The sequence below is a fragment of the Sinorhizobium sp. NG07B genome (assembly GCF_002532005.1).
Classification (GTDB): domain Bacteria; phylum Pseudomonadota; class Alphaproteobacteria; order Rhizobiales; family Rhizobiaceae; genus Sinorhizobium; species Sinorhizobium fredii_C.
In genome coordinates this window covers 136,047-152,926 of record NZ_NWTD01000001.1, presented here as the reverse complement: position 1 = coordinate 152,926, position 16,880 = coordinate 136,047, and the positions used below count along the sequence as shown (strand labels likewise).

At 64.6% G+C, this 16,880-nt stretch carries 18 protein-coding genes; 5 read left to right on the top strand and 13 right to left on the bottom strand.

Translation table 11 applies throughout. The features are described 5' to 3' along the window. Positions 1–83: 83 nt before the first annotated feature. A complete protein-coding gene (locus CO664_RS00780; protein WP_176536523.1) occupies positions 84–959 on the bottom strand; it encodes an EamA family transporter in 876 nt (291 codons plus the stop codon). Between the two features lie 124 nt (positions 960–1,083). Between CO664_RS00780 and CO664_RS00775 the strand changes: the two genes are divergently transcribed. After that, a complete protein-coding gene (locus tag CO664_RS00775) occupies positions 1,084–1,581 on the top strand; it encodes a MarR family transcriptional regulator (protein ID WP_097537695.1) in 498 nt (165 codons plus the stop codon). Positions 1,582–1,586: 5 nt separating this feature from the next. On the opposite strand, the gene CO664_RS00770 is transcribed toward CO664_RS00775, so the two are convergent. From CO664_RS00770 to CO664_RS00760, 3 genes are read right to left on the bottom strand one after another with little or no spacing between them, the layout of a single operon-like run. Next, positions 1,587–2,177 carry an NAD(P)H-dependent oxidoreductase gene (locus CO664_RS00770; RefSeq protein WP_097525480.1) on the bottom strand — a complete coding sequence of 197 codons (591 nt, stop codon included), beginning with the start codon at positions 2,175–2,177 and terminating at the stop codon, positions 1,587–1,589. 10 nt (positions 2,178–2,187) lie between these two features. Further along, positions 2,188–3,771, bottom strand: coding sequence for an exodeoxyribonuclease VII large subunit (xseA, locus tag CO664_RS00765; protein ID WP_097537694.1), 1,584 nt, complete (start codon positions 3,769–3,771; stop codon positions 2,188–2,190). Positions 3,772–3,823: 52 nt separating this feature from the next. Continuing rightward, complete coding sequence (locus CO664_RS00760; protein WP_097537693.1) at positions 3,824–4,618, bottom strand: helix-turn-helix domain-containing protein; 795 nt, start codon at positions 4,616–4,618, stop codon at positions 3,824–3,826. A gap of 125 nt (positions 4,619–4,743) precedes the next feature. Between CO664_RS00760 and CO664_RS00755 the strand changes: the two genes are divergently transcribed. Further along, positions 4,744–5,154, top strand: a complete 411-nt coding sequence (locus CO664_RS00755; RefSeq protein ID WP_037421034.1) for a hypothetical protein — start codon at positions 4,744–4,746, stop codon at positions 5,152–5,154. Positions 5,155–5,210: 56 nt separating this feature from the next. On the opposite strand, the gene CO664_RS00750 is transcribed toward CO664_RS00755, so the two are convergent. After that, complete coding sequence (locus tag CO664_RS00750) at positions 5,211–6,197, bottom strand: Gfo/Idh/MocA family oxidoreductase (protein ID WP_097537692.1); 987 nt, start codon at positions 6,195–6,197, stop codon at positions 5,211–5,213. A 309-nt stretch (positions 6,198–6,506) separates the two neighbouring features. Here CO664_RS00750 and CO664_RS00745 point away from each other — a divergent pair, with 309 nt between their 5' ends. Continuing rightward, complete coding sequence (locus CO664_RS00745) at positions 6,507–7,457, top strand: aldo/keto reductase (RefSeq protein ID WP_097525477.1); 951 nt, start codon at positions 6,507–6,509, stop codon at positions 7,455–7,457. 60 nt (positions 7,458–7,517) lie between these two features. On the opposite strand, the gene CO664_RS00740 is transcribed toward CO664_RS00745, so the two are convergent. Both CO664_RS00740 and CO664_RS00735 read right to left on the bottom strand, forming a co-directional pair. Continuing rightward, the gene (locus tag CO664_RS00740; RefSeq protein ID WP_037421040.1) at positions 7,518–8,141 is read right to left on the bottom strand and encodes a hypothetical protein; all 624 of its coding nucleotides are present in this window, start codon (positions 8,139–8,141) and stop codon (positions 7,518–7,520) included. Between the two features lie 20 nt (positions 8,142–8,161). Beyond that, the gene (locus tag CO664_RS00735; protein ID WP_097525476.1) at positions 8,162–8,932 is read right to left on the bottom strand and encodes an SDR family oxidoreductase; all 771 of its coding nucleotides are present in this window, start codon (positions 8,930–8,932) and stop codon (positions 8,162–8,164) included. 220 nt (positions 8,933–9,152) lie between these two features. Between CO664_RS00735 and CO664_RS00730 the strand changes: the two genes are divergently transcribed. Then, positions 9,153–9,644, top strand: coding sequence for a ferritin-like domain-containing protein (locus tag CO664_RS00730; protein ID WP_037377882.1), 492 nt, complete (start codon positions 9,153–9,155; stop codon positions 9,642–9,644). A 276-nt stretch (positions 9,645–9,920) separates the two neighbouring features. Continuing rightward, positions 9,921–10,280, top strand: a complete 360-nt coding sequence (locus CO664_RS00725; protein ID WP_097525475.1) for a nuclear transport factor 2 family protein — start codon at positions 9,921–9,923, stop codon at positions 10,278–10,280. Between the two features lie 59 nt (positions 10,281–10,339). On the opposite strand, the gene pheT is transcribed toward CO664_RS00725, so the two are convergent. From pheT to CO664_RS00695, 6 genes are all read right to left on the bottom strand, one after another. Continuing rightward, positions 10,340–12,766, bottom strand: coding sequence for a phenylalanine--tRNA ligase subunit beta (pheT, locus tag CO664_RS00720; RefSeq protein WP_097537691.1), 2,427 nt, complete (start codon positions 12,764–12,766; stop codon positions 10,340–10,342). A gap of 33 nt (positions 12,767–12,799) precedes the next feature. Beyond that, positions 12,800–13,882, bottom strand: coding sequence for a phenylalanine--tRNA ligase subunit alpha (pheS, locus tag CO664_RS00715; RefSeq protein ID WP_097537690.1), 1,083 nt, complete (start codon positions 13,880–13,882; stop codon positions 12,800–12,802). A 154-nt stretch (positions 13,883–14,036) separates the two neighbouring features. Then, on the bottom strand, positions 14,037–14,441 hold the full coding sequence (rplT, locus tag CO664_RS00710; protein ID WP_012710091.1) for a 50S ribosomal protein L20: 405 nt from the start codon (positions 14,439–14,441) through the stop codon (positions 14,037–14,039). A 38-nt stretch (positions 14,442–14,479) separates the two neighbouring features. Continuing rightward, positions 14,480–14,683, bottom strand: coding sequence for a 50S ribosomal protein L35 (gene rpmI / locus CO664_RS00705; RefSeq protein ID WP_012710090.1), 204 nt, complete (start codon positions 14,681–14,683; stop codon positions 14,480–14,482). Positions 14,684–14,843: 160 nt separating this feature from the next. Further along, positions 14,844–16,214 carry a HAMP domain-containing sensor histidine kinase gene (locus CO664_RS00700; protein ID WP_095678036.1) on the bottom strand — a complete coding sequence of 457 codons (1,371 nt, stop codon included), beginning with the start codon at positions 16,212–16,214 and terminating at the stop codon, positions 14,844–14,846. After that, positions 16,211–16,876: a response regulator transcription factor gene (locus tag CO664_RS00695; protein WP_037421100.1), complete on the bottom strand. Its 666-nt coding sequence runs from the start codon at positions 16,874–16,876 to the stop codon at positions 16,211–16,213. Before CO664_RS00695 ends, CO664_RS00700 begins: the two co-directional genes overlap by 4 nt. Positions 16,877–16,880: the final 4 nt, after the last annotated feature.

Here is a 16,880-nt window from a genome sequence, read left to right as displayed (position 1 = left end):
GGTGTAGCCGGGTGCCTCGGCTCACATGTCCAGCCATCGAAGGATGGATTTGAGCGCAGCGATGCCCCTGCATAATTCGATTGCTATGTCCTAAGGGACCCGGCACGCCGCACCATCTGCGCCTGCTGACTCATCCATACACTGGCGAACACGACGGCGATCCCGATCGCTTGCACCGACGTCACCTGCTGCCCAAGCACGCCCCAGCCAAGCAGGATCGCCACCACGGGGCTCAGGAAGCCGAGCGGCGAGACCTGGGACGGCTCCAGTCGTGACAATCCGCGGAACCATAGAAGATAGGTGAAGGCGGCGCCGATCAGGCCGAGATAGGCGAATCCCATCAAATGGGAGGCGGTGAGCGGTGGCAGCGAGGGTTCGAAGAACAATGCCACGGGCACGAGGAGAAGCCCGCCGGCCGCCAATTGCCAGGCGGTGAAGGTCAGCGGCGAGACCGGCGGCGCCCAATGCCGGCTCAGCACCGTCCCGAAGGCCATGGAGACAGCGCCGGCAAGACCGGCCGCGACGCCCAGCGGATCGAGTGCAGCCCCGGGCGTCAGCACCAGCAGCGCCACCCCGGCAATGCCGGCGATGCCGGCAATGACGCTCAGCGCCTTGACCGCCGAACCAAGCACGACACGCGACAGCATGACGACGATCAGCGGCTGGATGGCGCCGACGGTCGCGGCGACGCCGCCCGGAAGGCGGTAGGCCGAGACGAACAGCATCGCCCAGAAGAACGAGAAGTTCAGCGCGCCGAGCAGAAAGCTGCGCGGCCACCAGATGCCCTTCGGTATCTGCCGAACGACGAGCAGCAACAGCAGGCCGGCCGGCAGCGCTCTCAGCATAGCCACCGTCAGCGGGTAGCCGGCCGGCAGAAATTCGGTGGTAACCACATAGGTGCTTCCCCAGATCGCCGGGGCTATGGCGGTAAAGGCAAGGTCGAGGTTCTGCTTCATTATCTTTGCCTCAAGTAACTTGATATCAAGATAACCGTAGCGGAATTTATCTTGACGTCAAGACACCTACTTAGTAGTGCCATGGTGAAGGCGCGGAGCGGCTCCGCATGTCATGCCGTGGGTGCATATGAAACACAGCGACAAAGACCACGTGGATCGGATCCTGGCCCAGTGGCGCCGGGAGCGGCCGGAACTGGACGTCGCCGCCATGGGTCTCCTCGGACGCTTGGGGAGGCTCAGGGCCCATATCGCCCGGGAGCAGGAGGCAGTCTTTGCCGAATACGATCTCACTTCGGCAAGCTTCGACGTGCTGGCGACGCTCCGCCGTTCCGGTCCGCCGTTTCAACTTTCGCCCGGCGAACTGCTTGCGGCAACAATGGTGACCTCCGGCACCATGACCAACCGCATCGACCAACTCGAAAGAGCAGGCCTCGTCGAGCGCCTGGACAATCCCGAAGACCGACGCGGCGTGATCATCGCGTTGACGCCGAACGGCTTGAAGCGCATCGATGCAGCGGCGGCGGCGCACGTCGCCAACCAGCAGCGCCTGATCGCGGGCCTTGAGCCCGAGGAACGGGTGGCGCTCGACGCGCTGCTCCGGAAATTCCTCGCGACATTCGAATGAGCTGATCAGATCCGGCTCATCAGGGCGCGGACGCGCTCGATATGGCGCTTGCGCTTCGCCTCAGTCGCCCGATCCATATCGTGAAGGCTGACCATGCGGAACCTGACATCCTTGCTGCAGAAGGCGGCGATGCCGCGCTTCAGCAGGCGGCGAACCGGGTTGCCCATATAGAGATGGACGACCCACCAGGGCGAGCCGGTGGTCGTCAGAGCGCAAAAGAGCTTAATGTTGGTGAGCCGCGGGATGATGCATCCGCCCGCTAGATCATGGTCGAAGGCGACACCTGGAGCGAAGACCCGGTCGAAGAAGCCTTTCAGGATCGCCGGAAAATTGAACCACCATTGTGGAAAGACGAGCATCAGCCCGTCGGCCGCCTGCAGCCGCCCGATCCAGCCGGCAACTTCGGAGGCATCATATCGCTGGGAGAAATAGCTGGCGCGCTCGGCAGCGCTCAGGCACGGATCGAAACCTTCGCGATAGAGATCGAGCAGATCGACGGTGTTGCCGCGGCTTTCCAGGGTCTCCTTGGCGGCGCGCGCGACGCTCGCCGCAAAGCTGTCCTCGAGCGGGTGGGCGAGCACCATCAGAATTCGCATCGCCACCCTCTCAGAACAGGCTGCCCTGCTTTGTCGGCTCGGCCGTCCGGGCCGATCGTTTCTTCGGCGCCGGCGCCGCCGGCGAGCCGCCCTCGCCCGCTATGGCCGAGACCCGGCCGTCGGCGAATTCGAGCGACAGCGCCATGCCCTCCGTCACTGCCGCCGCCTGCTTCACCGGTTCGCCCGCCGCATCACGCACCAATGCAAAACCGCGCTGCAGGACGTTGCGATAGGACAGCGATTGCAGCACCCGGTCCTGCGCCGCGAGCGCGCCCTTCAGCCGGCGCATTTCCGCGGCCATGGCTCCATCGGCGCGCGCGCTCAAGCCCGAGACACGGTCCGACGCGCGGTGGATCTGGCTGACGAGCCGCGACGGCAGCGCACGAAGCGACGCATCGGCGGCGGAAACGCGCGCCTGCCGACGGTCGAGCTGGCGCTCCACGCAGCGCTCGGCCTTGTTCATTGCCTCCAGAAGATGCCGGCGTTGCTCGCGGATCTTCGTCGTCAGGAGTTCGGGTCGCAAATGGGCCGCGATGCGCTCGAAGCTGCGGCGCTTGTTGGCGGTGTTCATCTGCAGACCGCGGCCAAGCCCGGCGGCCGCCTCGTCGAAGCGTCTCCTTGGCAGGGCGAGCAACTGATCGAGCGACGGCAGCGCCCGGGCGACCGCCCGCAGCGCGTGGCGGCGGTGATCCATCTGCCGTGTGGCGGCCGCCTGCAGGCGAGCCGAAAGATTGGCGGTCTGCGCCTCGAGATCTGCCTTCACCGGAACCGCCATCTCGGCCGCACCGGTCGGCGTCGGCGCCCGCTGGTCGGCCGCGTAGTCGATCAGCGTCCAATCGGTTTCGTGACCGACGGCTGAGATCAGCGGAATGGCGGAGGCCGCCGCCGCGCGCACCACCGCCTCGTCGTTGAAGCACCAGAGATCCTCGAGGCTGCCGCCGCCCCGCGCGACGATCAGCACGTCCGGTCGCGGAATGGCGCCGCCAATCTCGAGCGCGTTGAAGCCGCGGATCGCCGCCTCGATCTCGTCGCACGCCCCGTCACCCTGGACGCGCACCGGCCAGACGACGACATGGACGGGGAAGCGATCGGCAATCCGGTGCAGGATGTCGCGGATGACGGCGCCTGTCGGCGAGGTGACGACGCCGATCACCTTTGGCATGAAGGGCAGCGGCCGCTTCCGTGCCGCATCGAACAGTCCCTCTGCCGCGAGCTTGCGCTTGCGCTCCTCGATCATCGCCATGAGCGCGCCGGCACCGGCGGGTTCGAGCGAGTCGATGACAATCTGGTATTTCGACGAGCCGGGGAAGGTCGTGACCCGCCCGGTCGCGATCACTTCCATCCCCTCCTCCGGCCGGAATTTCAGCCGCGCGAAGGTGCCCTTCCAGATCACCGCCTCCATCCGGGCGCGATCGTCCTTCAGCGCGAAATAGGCGTGGCCGGAGGAATGCGGCCCGCGATAGCCGGAGATCTCGCCGCGCACGCGCACATGCTCGAAGGCCTGCTCGAGCGTGCGCTTGATCGAGCCGGACAGTTCCGACACCGAATATTCGGCGACGTTGGATGAAGAATCGGATTCGAAGAACGACGTCATGAGCCCTTTGTAGCCGACCGGGCGCCGAAGATCAGCACTCCGTGGCGCCTTTCTACTGTTTTTCCGGCGAGGTGGCCTTCTCGAAAAAGCGTCGCGTCGCCTCGTCCGCCGGAAAGAAGGATTCGATCAGCACGCCCTCCACCAGTGCATCCTGGGTCGAACCGAAGGTCGACAGCGTCGTGATGAAGCGCAGTTCCGTATCGCCGACACGCAGTTCGATCGGCAGCACGGGCAAACGATCCGTCGCGGGATAGCTGTCGAGCGCCTTGACGACCGCCGGATCGGCAGTGAGCCGGTCGAGCCGGCGCTGCAGCGGACTGCGCGGCCCCTGCAGCCAGGCCTCCGTCCGAACCCGCTGGACAAGGTCCGCGGCTGCCGCCTCCCAATTCACGACGAGGGTACGGACGCTCTCGGCGCCCAGGAAGGCGTCGAGGAAATTCTCCCCCGGCCCGAACGGCGCATCGGCGACCGCGGCAAGCGCTGCAAAGGCCGGATTGGCAATTAGTACGCTGTACTGATGATCGAGGACGAGGCCCGGATACGGGTCGTGCCGGTCCAGCATCAAACGGATCGCGCCGGCGATTGCGGCCGGCATGGCATCGAGACCGGAGGCCGGACGCGTCGCCATGCGCGGCCGATAGCCGGCCGCGGAAAAGAGCGAGCCTTGGTCGCGCGCCGGAATATCGAGCACCGACGCAAGCCGGAGGATCATGCCCTCGGTCGGCCGCGAACGCCCGGTTTCGAGAAAGGAAAGATGCCGGGTGGAAATACCCGCCGCGGTCGCGAGATCCAGCTGGCTCATGCGGCGGTGACCACGCCATTCCTTTAACTGACTGCCGAATCCCATGGCGCCCTCCTCGCTGCGCGGCAAGAATGGGCCGAACACAGCGGGAAATCCATTACCTCAGAGGTAATTGGTTTGATGACCGCATCAGGCCAGCATTGCTCCATCGACAACCGAAGGAGACCGACATGCTCGCCCTTTCCCACCGCTCGCTTCTCAACAAGGCATTCCTTGCCGACGGCATCGTCTCGCTCGTCGCCGGCACGGTTTTGATCGTCGACGCCGCACCGCTGGCATCGCTCGTCAGCCCCGTCATTGCCCCGGGGGTCATCGGGCTTCTCGGTACCGGGCTGTTGCTCTGGGGCGCCTTCCATCTTGTCTCGGCAAGAAAAGGGGGCCCGAGCGCGCCGGCGGCCCGCATCAGCATCGCCGGCGACATCCTCTGGCAGGTTGCCAGTCTCGCCATTCTCGCGCTTGCCTATGCGTCGCTGACGGCAATCGGCGTTGGATTGATCGTGGCGGCGATGGTCGGCGTCGCCGACTTTCTCTTCCTGAAACTCAAAGGTGCCGCCCAGGTGGGCATACGACCGGCCACTTAGCGTCCAGGCAACGAATGCGACGGCTCGCCATTTGGCGGACCGTCTTTCAATTTACCTCAGACCGTTTCCCAACCGTCTGTCTCGCTGGCGCGGTAGATCGCGTCGATGAACTTTTGATTGAGGCGCGAGCTCTCGAGCGTCACCACCTCTTCCGCCTCTCCCTTCGCCGCACGCGCGAAGGCTTCCGCCTCGAGCTTGTACTGGCGCGCATCCTGGAAGCGGAAAAGCTGCGATTGGGCGTGGTTCTGGTTGGTGAGTTCCACTTCCTCGCGGCCGTAGCGATCCGCATTGAAGGGGGATTTCACCTCGATGAACCCCTGGTCGCCGTGGAACACCATGACCTGGCGGGCGGCGAGCTGGGTGGAGATGTAGAAGCTCAGCTCGAAATCGCCGAAATCGGCACGCACGCTCGAATAGATGTCGGTGCCGAATTCAGGATCGCGGTCGGTATTGGCCTGGACGCGCAGCGGCTCCTTGCCGGTCGTGAAGCGCGTGGTGATCGCCGGATAGACGCCGATATCCGGCAGGCCGCCGCCGCCGAGCGCCGGGACATTGCGCATGTTGCCGGGATCGCGGTTGTAATAGGTGAAAGCACCCTGAACGTGCCGGAGCTTGCCGACCGCTCCCTCGGCGATGAGCGAGCGCACCTTCCGCCAGACGGGGCTGTAGGTGACCATATAGGCTTCCGAAACCAGCACCTTGTTGCGGTCACGCGCCGCGATCACCGCGTCAATCTCCTCGGCCTTGAGCGCCAGCGGCTTTTCGCAAAGCACATGCTTGCCGGCGTCGGCCGCCTTAATCGCCCACTCGACGTGCTGCGAGGTCGGGAGCGGAATGTAGACCGCGTCGATCACGTCGCAGGCAAGCATCTCCTCATAGGAGCCGAAGGCATGCGGCACCGAAAAGCGGTCGGCCATCGCCCGTGCTTTCGCCTGGTCGCGGCTGGCGATTGCCGTGACCACGCAATTCTCGGCATCCTGAATGGCGGGCACGACGAGTTCGCGGCCGATCCTGGCCGTCGACAGAATTCCGAAGCGCAACATGGGGCAGTCTCCTTTTTCGAGCGGAACGTGAGTGAGGCTGTTGACGAGCCCGCATCCTGTTCGATTGCTGCAGGTCGGAGCGGGACGCGGGCGGAAAACGGCTCGCACCTGGCGAGGACCGATCGCGGTACGATTCCAAATCGCGCGATCAAGCGAACCGACACTATCGCCGAGGTACGTGCCTAGCAAGCCGTGCGCGGACCGGAAAATCGGCGGCAGCAGGTGTCCTTGGACCGGAAGCTGTCCTATGTTTCCCCAGCAATCCTCCCGATCGCAGCTCGTTTTCATCCAACCACATGGAGCGAAACCATGGTAATGCGCAGACTTGGCCGTACCGGTCTTTCCATTGCCCCGCTGGTCTTCGGCGGCAATGTGTTCGGCTGGACGGCGGACGAGAAAACCTCCTTCGCCCTCCTCGATACCTTTTTCGATTCGGGCTTCAATGCCGTCGATACGGCGGATGCCTATTCCTCCTGGGTGCCCGGAAACCGGGGCGGCGAGTCCGAGACGATCATCGGCAAGTGGCTGAAGCAATCCAGACGCCCGCGCGACCGGGCCGTCATCGTCACCAAGGTCGGCTCCGACCTCGGACCCGGACGCAAGGGACTCTCGCGCCGCTGGATCCTGCAGGCGGTCGAAGAGTCGCTGAAGCGCCTGCAGACCGACCATATCGACCTTTACTTGTCGCACTGGCCCGATCCGGAAGTGCCCAATGAGGAGACGCTCGCCGCCTATGACGCGCTCCTCACCCAGGGCAAGGTGCGGGCGATCGGCGCCTCGAACCTCGATGCAGGGCAACTCGGCGACGCTCTCGCCGTCGCGAAGGCGAAGGACCTGCCGCGCTATGACGTTCTGCAGCCGGAATACAATCTCTACGATCGGGCCGCCTATGACGGACCGCTGCGCGATCTCTGCATCGCCGAGGAGATCGGCGTCATCACCTATTTCAGCCTCGCCCGGGGCTTTCTTTCCGGCAAGTACCGCTCGCACAAGGATCTTGAAGGGACTGCGCGCGGTGGCGGGGTCGAAAAATATCTGGACGGGCGCGGCATGCGCATTCTCGGCGTGCTCGACGAGATCGCCGAGGAGACCGGCGCGAAACAGGCGGAGATCGCCCTTGCCTGGATCATCGCCCGCGACGGCGTCACCGCGCCGATCGCCAGCGCCACGAATCTCGATCAGCTGGTAAGCCTCGTGAGATCGGCGCATCTCAAGCTCTCGGAGGAGGCGATCCAGCGGCTGAACGATGTGAGCCAGTAATGTCCAACAACGCCCCTCCCCAACCCATCCAAGGTGGCACGGTTTGGGGAGGAGACATCGTTACGACGCCCTCACGAGCGTAGGAAACCCGGCGTAGAAATGCTGGTGGCTGCCCTCGTGGTTGGCCATGCCCGGCTTCGTCAAGAGGCCGCGCGGCTCGGCGAAGCTCCGGATTCGCCGCTGCGGCCGCTCATGCCATTGGATGTTGAAGGCCCAAAGCTTCGGGAAGAAGCAGAGCGAGGCATAGGGCAGGTGGTCATGGATCCACCAGGCCAGACTCTGCCAACCGCCCTCGCCGCGCTCCCGGTCCCATACCCAGGGAATGACGATGCAGGCGGTCGCCCCCATGCAACCGTCTGCGTCGCGCATATCCCAGATATGGTCGGCCGCCGTCGCCGCATTGGTCGAGCAGTTGAGCTTGTTCCTGTTGCCGAAGTCGTTGACAACGCGGTTGCGATAGGCGGAGCGAATGTGAAGCCGCCCGAACGTCGCCTGCAGAGGCTCGAGAAGTTCCTCGCAGAGCCTGCGACCCGCTGCGATGGCGAGCTCCGGGTCGTCCGGGATGTTCGGGAGGCGATAGAATTCGGCGATCTCAGAATGCAGGAAATCGCGCAGGAAGAAGTTTTTGGACAGGCGCACCCGGCCGAGATCCTCCAGCGACTTCATCGACCCAGGCTTCCTCATTCTTCCTTCCTTCCGCCCGTTCATGTCCTGCTGATCGAAACGCCGCCATCCACCAGCAACGCGGTACCGGTGACGAAGCTAGCACCGTCGGAGGCGAGGTAAAGCGCGGCCTCGGCAATTTCCGCCGGCTGCGCCATGCGCTTCAGCGCATGCAGACCTTCAACGAAGCCGCGCGTCTCGGGCGGAGCACCCGGCAGGTTCGCGGCATTGGACGGCGTGTCGGTGCCGCCCGGCAGCAGCGCATTGACCCGCACCCCACGCGCTCCAAACTCGACCGCCAAGGACTGCACCAGGCCGATCAGCCCCGCCTTGCTGGCCGCGTAGGCGGCCATCCCCGGGAAACCTGCCGTGTGACCGACGAAGCTCGAGGTGAAGACGAGCGAACCGCCGCCACGCGCAATCATGGCCGGAGCCTGGTGCTTGGCGGCGAGAAAGGCGCTGGTCAGGTTGGTGTCGAGCGTTTCGCGCCATCCCTCGATCGAGAGCGACACGGCCTCACCCACAGTGCCAAGTGCGCCGGCATTGTTGAAGGCGACGTCCAACCCGCCGAAGCGGGTCAGCGCCAGATCGACAAGCGCCTCGTTCAAACCTTCGTCGCGCAGGTCGCCGGAAAGCATTGCCGCTTCACCGCCCGCTTGCGCGATCTCGCAAACGAGCTGCTCGAGGGCCTCGGCGCGCCTTGCGGCGATCACGACCTTTGCGCCTTCCCGCGCAAAGAGAGAGGCGGCCGCACGGCCTATTCCCGAACTCGCACCCGTTACGATCGCCACCTTTCCTGCAAGTCTCAGCATTTGATCTTCCTCACCATTGTTATCGACGCATGGAAGATTCCAGCTGGCAGCGGTCGCGGCCACCCGATTTCAGCGCAGCGGAAGCGGACGCGCTCATTGGAGATCGACGGGAGACAAGGGCGTCCACGCATTTTCCCCGAAGAAAGGAACAAATGCCTCTGTCTGATGTTGATTGGGCGTCACAGCCAAGCTCCCCACCGGACAAGGAAGGAATTCGACAATGCCCAAGGAAAAGACAATGGACGATCTGTTCTACGACGCGCTCAAGGACATCTACTATGCCGAGCGCAAGATCCTGAAGGCTCTGCCGAAGATGGCGCGTGCCGCGCAAGCACAGGAGCTCAAGGCAGCCTTCGAAAAGCACCGCGAACAGACGGAAACCCATGTCGAGCGGCTGCAGCAGGTTTTTGAGCTGATCGGCAAGCGCGCGACAGGCAAGACCTGCGAAGCGATCGAAGGTATCATTGCCGAGGGCGAGGAAATCATGGACGAGTTCAAGGGCACGCAGGCACTTGACGCCGGCCTGATCTCCGCCGCGCAATCCGTCGAGCACTACGAGATCGCTCGCTACGGCACCCTGAAGACATGGGCGCAGACCATCGGCCTCAAGGATGCGGTCCCGCTTCTCGACGCAACGCTGAAGGAAGAAGTCGTCACCGACCAGGACCTGACGAAGCTTGCGACGGCGAAAGCGAACAGGAAGGCCGCCTGACTTGCTACCGGCGACCGGCGAAGAGGCCGGTCGCCGGTCAATGAAGTCGATGAGCGCTTTGAGCGCCGGACGCACAATCCCCGCGCGGTTCACCTATTTCCATCTCCCACCCAACCGCTGAGGCCGCTCCCGGCCCCCGAGGTATCGCAATTCCGTTGCGATACCCTAACTATCAGGTGTTCGCCTCGAATGGTTGGAGCGGCATCGGAGGCGGGAGAATGTCGACCATGCGCAGAGCGTCGGGTCTTGGCCGCTTCGGGAATGGAGGAATCAGGCATGTCCGATGAGCAGGCCATCAGCGCGGTCATCCATCTCTATGTCGACGGCATGGCTTTCGCCAATGAGGCGGCGCTGCGTAAGGCATTTCACCCGAGCGCCTCGATCGTCGGCAATTACCAAGACTCGGTCGAATGGCTCACACGCGATGCCTTCATTGCCGCCGTTTCCAAGGAAGGCTCGGCACCGCCGGAAACGCAGCCCCTGATGGAGGTGGAGTTGATCCACATCACCGGCGACGCCGCGAGCGTGAAGGTCATCGATGAATTCGGCGGCGCGCGCTATACGGACTACCTGTCGCTGCTGAAGGTCGACGGCCGCTGGCTGATCGTCAACAAGGTCTGGCATCGCCACGCATAATCCGGCAATGCCTTCGGAGCGAAAAGGCCGCCGCGGTGAAACGGCGGCCTTCGAATTCCTCAGGCGCGCAGCACGCCGCCCGTACTCTTGGCGACGTTGGCGACGATGCGCGAGGTCAGCGCCTCGAAATCCTCGTCGGTGAGCGTCCGCTCGACCGGCTGGATCGTCACCTCGATGGCGACCGACTTCTTGCCCTCGCCGAGCGAGGCCCCCTCGAAGACGTCGAAGACGTTGACCGCTGTCACCAGCTTTCGGTCGGCGCCGGATGCCGCCCGCGCGATTGCAGCGGCCTCCACCGCCTTGTCGACGACGAAGGCGAAGTCGCGCTTGACCGCCTGGAAGGGCGAGAGCTCGAGCGCCGGCTTGGTGCGCGTCGCCTTCTTCTTCGGCTCCGGCATGGCGTCGACATAGATCTCGAAGCCGGCGATCGGACCGGAAACGTCGAGCGTGTCGAGCGTCTTCGGGTGGAACTCGCCGAAGGCGCCGAGCACGATCTTCGGCCCAAGCTTGATCGTGCCGGAACGGCCCGGATGATACCAGGCCGGGCCGCCGGCCTCGAGCTGGACATTGGCCATCGGCACGCCGCAGGCTTCGAGCACGGCGATCGCATCGGCCTTGGCGTCGAAGACGTCGACCGGCTTGCCGCCGCCCTTGGCGGCATTCGACCATAGCCGGCCGGCGCCGTTGAGCGACGCGGTGCCACGGCGGACGCCGCCGGCGACGCGGCGCTGCGCCTCGGGCGTGTCGCCCTCATAGATGCCCGAGACCTCGAAGATTGCCACGTCGCTATAGCCCTTGTCGGCATTGCGCTGCGCCGCGGTCAGAAGACCCGGCAGCAGCGACGGCCGCATGTCGGACATATCGGCGGCGATCGGATTGGCGAGCTTCAGCGCCGGCCGGCCGCCGCCGAAGAGCTTCGCCTGCTCTTCCGAGATGAACGACCAGGTGACGGCTTCGAGCATGCCGCGGCTTGCAAGCGCACGTCTCGCCTGGCGGGTGCGGATCTGCAGCGTCGTGAGGATCTTGCCGTTGACGGCGTTGTGGCTCGGCAAGGCCGCGGCGACGATTTTGTCGACGCCATGGATGCGCATCACTTCCTCGACGAGGTCCGCCTTGCCGTCGACGTCCGGCCGCCAGGAGGGCACGGTGACGCGGAAGCGCTCGCCGGAGCCCTCGACGCCGAAGCCGAGTTTTTGCAGGATCGACACGCTCTCCTCGGGAGAGACCTCGAGGCCGGTGAGCCGCTTCACTTCCGAGACCGGGAATTCGACGACCTTAGGCGCGTGGCCCTCATAGCCGACGACATCCAGCCTGGCGGCCGTGCCGCCGCAGAGCTCCAGCACCAGTTCGGTCGCCCGTTCGATGCCCGGCACCATGTATTCCGGATCGACGCCGCGCTCGAAGCGGTAGCGCGCATCGGTGATGATGCCGAGGGTGCGGCCGCTTTTGGCGATGTTCATCGGATCCCAGAGCGCCGATTCGATCAGCACTTCGGTGGTCGCCTCATCGCAGCCGGAATGCTCGCCGCCCATGATGCCGCCGATCGATTCGATCCCGTCCTCGTCGGCGATCACCACGTTGGCCGGCGACAGCGTGTATTCGCGCGTATCGAGGGCCAGCACCTTCTCGCCTTCCGTGGCGCGGCGGACCGTCAGGCTGCCGGTGACCTTGGCCGCGTCGAAAACGTGCAGCGGCCGGCCCTGATCGAAGGTCAAGTAATTGGTGATGTCGACGAGCGCGTTGATCGGCCGAAGCCCGATCGCCGCCAGCCGCTGGCGCATCCAGGCCGGGCTCGGGCCGTTCTTGACGCCGCGCACAAGGCGCAGCGCGAAACCGGGGCAGAGATGCCTGTCTTCGCCAAGATCGAGTGTTACCTTGACCGGCGTTGAGCCTTCGACCGGGAAGGACGGCGCCGGCCGCGTCTTGAGAGTTCCAAGGCCGGAGGCGGCGAGATCGCGGGCAATGCCGTGAACGCTGGTGCAATCCGGCCGGTTCGGCGTCAGATTGATCTCGATGACCGGATCGTCGAGGCCCGCATAGGCCGCGTAGCTCGTGCCGACCGGCGCATCCTCGGGCAGGTCGATGATGCCGGTGTGGTCGTCGGAAATCTCCAGCTCCTTTTCCGAGCACATCATGCCGCGGCTTTCGACGCCGCGGATATTGCCGACGGAAAGCGTCGTGTCGATGCCGGGCACGTAGGTGCCGGGGCCGGCAAAGGCGCCGACGAGGCCGGTGCGCGCGTTCGGCGCGCCGCAGACGACCTGCACCGGCTCGCCGGAGCCGGTATCGACCTTCAATACCTTGAGCTTGTCGGCATTCGGGTGCTGCTCGGCGGAGACGACCTTGGCGATGACGAAGGGCTTGAAGGCCGCCTTGTCGTCGACGTCCTCGACCTCCAGCCCGATCATCGTCAGGCGGGCGCAGATGTCCTCGAGCGAGGCGTCGGTTTCGAGATGGTCCTTCAGCCAGGAAAGCGTGAACTTCATGATTTCACCTGTGTCCTAAGTTTTCACGCCAAATTAAGCAGAGAGACCGCCGAACAGCGTCGGCATGTCGAGCGGCCGGAAGCCGTAATGGGTCATCCAGCGGACATCGGCGTTGAAGAAGTCGCGCAGGTCCGGCATGCCGTATTTCAGCATGGCGATACGATCGAGGCCCATACCCCAGGCAAAACCCTGGTACTCGTCCGGATCGAGGCCGCCGGCGCGCAGCACGTTCGGGTGCACCATGCCGCAGCCGAGGATCTCCATCCAGTCCTTGCCTTCGCCGAACTTGACGATCGGGCCGGAGCGATCGCACTGGATATCGACCTCGAAGGACGGCTCGGTGAAGGGGAAGAAGGACGGCCGGAAGCGCATCGTCACCTGATCGACCTCGAAGAACGCCTTGCAGAATTCCTCCAGCACCCAGCGCATGTTTGCGACGTTCGCCGCCTTGTCGATCACCAGGCCTTCGACCTGATGGAACATCGGCGAATGGGTGGCGTCGGAATCCTGGCGATAGGTCTTGCCCGGAATGATGATGCGGATCGGCGGCTTCTGAGCCTCCATCGTGCGAATTTGCACCGGCGATGTGTGCGTCCGCAGCACCTTGCGTTCTCCCTTCTCGTCCGGCTGAAAGAAGAACGTGTCGTGCATCTCGCGGGCCGGATGGCCCTCGGGGAAATTGAGCGCGGTGAAATTGTAATAGTCCGTCTCGATGTCGGGCCCCTCGGCGATCGAGAAGCCCATGTCGCCGAAAATCGCGGTGATCTCGTCGACGATCTGGCTGATCGGATGGATGCGGCCGCGCTCGGCCGGCGAGGAGCGAACCGGCAGGCTGATATCGACCGTCTCGCGCGCCAGCCGCTCGGCGATCGCCGCATCCTTCAGCGCTGACTTACGGGCCGAAATCGCCTCTGTGACGCTGTTTTTCAGCGCGTTGATGCGGGCGCCGCGGGTCTGCCGCTCCTCCGGGCTCATCGTGCCGAGCGTCTTCAGAAGCTCCGAGATCGAACCCTTCTTGCCGAGGGCACCGACGCGCAACGCCTCGATCGCCCCCTCGTCGGCGGCGGCATCGATTTCCGCCAGCAATGTCCGTTCCAATGTTTCCAGTTCGCTCATTCTGTCTGCCTCGATGCGGAAATGGTTTGTTTTATCGGTTCAACACTGCAGCGATGTGATCGCCGGCGATCGAGCCGAACAAGAAAAACCCGCGCCAGCCCTGCCAGCGCGGGTTTCCCAACAATTTCAGAAACGGTCTTGGGAAAACGCTGGCTTAACGGACAGCGCTCTCAAACTCGTTTGCCGTGCCGGCTTCCTTGAGATAGGCGAGCGCCTTCTTGGAAGCCTCGACGAGCGCGCCGAATGCTGCCGGCTCATGAATCGCCATGTCGGACAGAACCTTGCGGTCTACTTCGATGCCAGCCTTGTTCAGGCCGTCGATGAAGCGGCCGTAGGTCAAACCGAATTCACGGACAGCAGCGTTGATGCGCTGGATCCAGAGGGCGCGGAAGTTGCGCTTGTTAACCTTGCGGTCGCGATAGGCGTACTGCTTGGAACGGTCGACCGCTGCCTTGGCGGCGCGGATCGTGTTCTTACGGCGGCCGTAGAAACCCTTGGCGGCCTTCAGCGTCTTCTTGTGCTTGGCGTGGGCGGTAACGCCGCGTTTTACACGTGCCATGTCATGATCTCCTTAACGTGTCCAATATGCCTGAAGTCTCAGAGACCGTTCGGCAGGTAGTTCTTGACGACCTTCTTGCCATCAGGCTCGGCGAGAACCATGGTCCCGCGCGCGTCGCGAATGAACTTGTTGGTACGCTTGATCATGCCGTGGCGCTTGCCGGCAGCGGCAGCGCGCACCTTGCCGGTCGCGGTTACCTTGAACCGCTTCTTGGCAGACGACTTCGTCTTCATCTTGGGCATTTTGCTACTCCATTGTTCTTGATATCTGAAACCGGCTGACGAGGCTGGTTTCCAGCGTTAAGAACGGCCACGGCATGCCCTGCCGGACCGTTCGGACCGGGGGCTTGTAGCCGAAGTCCTGCAAAAGCGCAAGCCGCGCGTCGATCCTGCGCCCACGACGTCAGACGGGATCGCGCCACGGACGCCGCACGACCCTGACAGGAAAGGTCAGCCGCGCTCTCAGCCCTCCTAGATCAGATTGATCGATGGTCAAGGAGGCGCCGTAGGCGTCGGCGATATCCGCACTGATCGCCAGACCCAGCCCGGTGCCTTCCGGCTCTCGTTCGTCGCTGCTGTCGATTCGCGCGCCGCGTTTGAGGATCGCCTCGCGGTCCTGCTCGGCAATGCCGGGCCCGTCGTCCTCAATCACGATGGTAATCGCGTCGTTCGCCCGGCGTGCCGAGAAGCGGATGAAGGAACGGGCCCATTTGGCGGCGTTATCGAGGAGATTGCCGAGGCACTCGGCGAGGTCGGCCGGATCGACGTCGAGAGAAAGCGAGCTGTCGATCGAGACCTCCCAGGCGACATTCCGCTCGGCGGTGACCGGACGAAGGACGCTGACGAGCTTGCCGCCAAGGCCCATGACCGACGTCGTCGCCATCCGCTCGACGCCCATGCGCGCGGCCTGCAGCTGCCGGTCGGCCCGCTGACGGGCGAGTTCCACCTGTCTGAGCGCGAGGGCGCGATCCTCGGGCGGAAGCCGGTCGGCAAGCTGCGCGAGCACCGTCAGCGGCGTCTTAAGGCCATGGGCGAGATCGCTGGCCCGGGCACGCGCGCGCTCGACCGCCACTTCGCGTTCCTTGAGGAGGAGATTGATCTCGCTGACCAGCGGCTGCACTTCGCTCGGGCCGGAGGTCCCGAAATCCCGTTCGCGGCCGGCGCGCACTGCGGCCGCCCGCTCGCTGAGGCGGCGGAGCGGTACGAGCCCTATGGCATTCTGGAAAAAGGCGGCGGCGGCAAGGACCCCGGCGGTGGCAAGCAGCATCAGCCGCAGCGGCGCCTGGAAATCCCCCAGCGCCTCGTCCAGTTCCCGCTGCGGAAACGCCGCCGACGCGACGAAGCGGACCGGCCGGGCATCCTCGCCGAGCGACAGCGTTTGGCTGTGCACCAGCATCAGACGACCGTCGGGACCCTCGCTGGTGGTAAACCCCTCATAGTGCGGGCTGGGCGGCGCGTCGGCATCGATCGATACGTCCCAAAGCGAGCGCGACCGCAAGATGTCGCTGCCGTCGATGGGCGAGATCTGCCAATAGCGGCCGCCGTTCGGCAGGTCGAAACGCGGATCGGCCGGCTCTCCGGTGAGCATCAGCTTGCCGTCCCGCACGGCGAGTTCGGCGGCGAGCGTGTCGACGGTCGTCATCATCTCGCTGCGGTAGCGCCCGACCACGTGGTCGGTGAACAGCCGCGTCAGGGAAAGCCATGCAACGAGCAGCACGAGGCCGATCGCGATCACCGCTCCGACCGCCAGTCGCAGCCGCAGCGAGCGCATCATGAGGGATCGTCACGCAGCAGATAGCCGAAGCCGCGACGCGTCTCGATGGCGCCGCTTTCGGTCTTGCGGCGCAGGCGGGCGATCATCGCCTCGACCGCGTTCTTGGCCGAATCGTCGTCGCGTCCCTGGACATGGCTTGCCAGTTCGAGCGAGGTCAGCACTTCGCCCTTGCGCTCGATGAAGTAGGCGACCATGCGGAATTCGAGCGGGCTGAGTTCGAGCGCCTCTCCGTCGAACGTCACCCGGCGGGTCGCCTCGTCGAGCGTAAAACGGCCCGCCGATTTGGTGATCTGGAATCGCGGGCCGGCGCGCCGCAGAAGCGCCCTCAGCCGCGCCAGCAATTCCTCGGCCCGAAACGGCTTGGGAATATAGTCGTCGGCGCCGGCCTCGAAGCCGTCGACGCGCTCCATCCAGGATCCGCGGGCGGTCAGGACCACGACGGGCGTTTCCACACCGTCGTGGCGCCACCGCTTGAGGATCGACAATCCGTCGAGACCGGGCAGACCGAGGTCGAGGATGATGGCGGCATAGCCGCCGTCTTCACCGCGCTCCCAGATGTCGGGACCGTGCGCCAGCGTATCGACCGCGTAGCCTTCGGCCTCGAGCTTGCCGCGGACATGGCCCGCGATATTGGGATCGTCTTCTGCCAGAAGTATGCGCATGTCT